We start from the raw sequence: 1,959 nt of genomic DNA, 5'->3' as shown, positions 1-1,959 counted from the left end.
AATGCATGCCGCGAGACTACGCACTCTGCAACGCCACCCAGCCGTTCGCCCCAGCCCCACAGGACGGGGCGAACGTTGCCTGACGCGGCACTAGTGATCTCCTTGTACAGGAGCGCAGCAGTGCGGTAGTCGCCGCTTTCCCCCAGGTAGGTAGCAGTACGTGCCAAACTCTCCGAGTCCGGCGGCAAGACGGCACGGGCATGAGGCACGAGTTGCGCAAAGCGTGGCCAGTCGGGCACGAACTTCGGATCCTCAGGAATGGCACTTTCCAACAGAGCGGCCGCGGTGCGGTGCCATCGGGTGCGTTCTACTGGGGGGAGCTGGTCGACGGTGACGGCCTGGACAAGGCGGTGAAGAGAAGTCGTACCGTCGGCGGGTTGGCTGATGAGGCTGTAGCGGCGCAGCGCTGCCACCGCCGCGTTGACGGCCCAGTCACCGTGCGGGAGTCGGGGCGAGGTCCGCGGAGCCGGCTGGGAGATAAGGAGCTGATGGGGGGTGGTGTCCGGGGCGTAGCAGGCCAGTAGCCGCAGCAGGGCACTGGCATCTGGGGCGGTGTCGGCGAGGTGGGTGAAGGACAAGTGCCAGGTGGAGGCCACCTGCTCGCGATACCCCCATGCCTGGCCCTCCGCCAGGGCGCTGGCACGCTGAGTACGGAGCAGTTTCAGGTAGGCGACCAGGCTGGTACCGGTTTCTGTCATATAGGCGCCGGCCTGTTCGAGTGCCAAGGGCAGCGCGCCCAACTCGGTCACGATCGCAGCAGCGGTTTCGGCGTCGTCATAGCCGGTGCGTTTCAACAAGAACGCTATCGCCTGGTCCACCTCGAGTACCGGCAGCTCAAGGCTCTGCTGAGCAGGCCAAGCGCTGGCTCGGCTAGTGATCAGCACATGACCACGGCCAGCGGGCGGCAACAATGCCTGCACCGCAGCCGGATCAGGGACGTCGTCGAAGATCAGCAGCCACGCAGTGGTTCGCGCTGCTAAGACGGCGTGGAGCTGGGCGGGTCGGGTGCGCGCTGGACAACGCCGCCGCCGAGTCGTTCAACAGCTTGCTGAAGGTGGAGTTCGTGCACCGGCAGCACTTCCGCACCCGTGCCGAGGCGCGCCTGAAGATCGCGACCTGGATCACCGACTTCTACAACACCAGGAGGAGGCACAGCGCCAACGGCGGGCTGCCGCCTGTCATATACGAGCGTCAGATGATCGAGAAGAGACAAGCATCAACGGCCCTGCTGAGGGCCGTTGTGGCATAGGGCCGTCTCCACACTTTCAGGGGATTGACACCCAGAAGGCGATCTCGCTCGGCCGGTCGCCGTCGTAGAGGCTCGTGCAGCAGCCGTGCCAGCGCTCGGGCACCTCACCATAGAGCTCGCCCTGCTCCCGCTCGTAGTCGTCCCGCGTCGGCCTGGCCGTGCCGAAGAGCCGCAGGGCGGCCTCGGCGCTCAGCGGGACGACCGCCCCGAGCTCGGGCTCGGCTCCGGCCTCGAGGACGCGGCTCATGTCGAGTAGGGAGTGTGTACCGTCGTGCCGAGTCACCTCGTCCTTCCAGAGCTCGGCCACCGTGTGCGGGCGCGGTAGCTCGGACGTCCACCAGAAGTACGCACTCTCCCGGAAGGCTTGCTCCTGGGCCTGCGCGAAAGCCGCCCGCAGGTTTTCCTGATAGGGGACCACAAAGTCCCACCTGGATGCGCCCATGATGATCAGCTCCTTCGAGCCAGAAACCACCGTTCACGTTCCCACGCTCCAATTCGATCAGCCCAACGTGTCCTGGGAGCTCGACGGCAACCAGTCCCAGGCCCGCGCCGCGCGAGCGGCCCTCCTCGAACAACTGACCCAACCACACCACTTCGTAGCCGGCGCCCACCTCAACTCACCCGGCATCGCCCGCGTAACCCCCTCCGGCGACGGTTATGCGCTGGAATACCTCGCACCACCGATCGGCTGATCGAGCCTGTCGGCTCCG

At 66.2% G+C, this 1,959-nt stretch carries 3 protein-coding genes and 1 pseudogene; 2 read left to right on the top strand and 2 right to left on the bottom strand.

The window, feature by feature from the left end; all coding sequences use genetic code 11:
• A pseudogene (locus ACIBHX_RS52315) lies at positions 1 to 920 on the bottom strand (hypothetical protein); the annotation flags it as partial.
• Between ACIBHX_RS52315 and ACIBHX_RS52310 the strand changes: the two are divergent.
• Positions 911 to 1,249: an integrase core domain-containing protein gene (locus ACIBHX_RS52310; RefSeq protein ID WP_397076528.1), complete on the top strand. Its 339-nt coding sequence runs from the start codon at positions 911 to 913 to the stop codon at positions 1,247 to 1,249. The pseudogene ACIBHX_RS52315 and the gene ACIBHX_RS52310 sit on opposite strands and share 10 nt — an antisense overlap.
• A 16-nt stretch (positions 1,250 to 1,265) precedes the next feature.
• Here ACIBHX_RS52310 and ACIBHX_RS52305 read toward each other — a convergent pair whose 3' ends face one another.
• Positions 1,266 to 1,691, bottom strand: a complete 426-nt coding sequence (locus ACIBHX_RS52305; RefSeq protein ID WP_397076526.1) for a hypothetical protein — start codon at positions 1,689 to 1,691, stop codon at positions 1,266 to 1,268.
• Between ACIBHX_RS52305 and ACIBHX_RS52300 the strand changes: the two genes are divergently transcribed.
• Entirely contained in the window at positions 1,690 to 1,941 is a 252-nt protein-coding gene (locus tag ACIBHX_RS52300; protein WP_397076525.1) for a hypothetical protein, read from the top strand. The genes ACIBHX_RS52305 and ACIBHX_RS52300 overlap by 2 nt on opposite strands.
• Positions 1,942 to 1,959 lie beyond the last annotated feature (18 nt).

Origin of the sequence: Nonomuraea sp. NPDC050536 (genome assembly GCF_044457685.1) — a bacterium.
GTDB lineage: Bacteria > Actinomycetota > Actinomycetes > Streptosporangiales > Streptosporangiaceae > Nonomuraea.
Note: the sequence above shows the minus strand (reverse complement) of the source record. Positions and strands in the feature narration are given on the sequence as shown.

What these genes read in the sequence shown, in the direction of transcription:
- ACIBHX_RS52300 (WP_397076525.1), top strand. Translation starts at nt 1,690, where the DNA reads ATGATGATCAGCTCCTTCGAGCCAGAAACCACCGTTCACGTTCCCACG.
- ACIBHX_RS52310 (WP_397076528.1), top strand. Translation starts at nt 911, where the DNA reads ATGCCTGCACCGCAGCCGGATCAGGGACGTCGTCGAAGATCAGCAGCC.
- ACIBHX_RS52305 (WP_397076526.1), bottom strand. Translation starts at nt 1,691, where the DNA reads ATGGGCGCATCCAGGTGGGACTTTGTGGTCCCCTATCAGGAAAACCTG.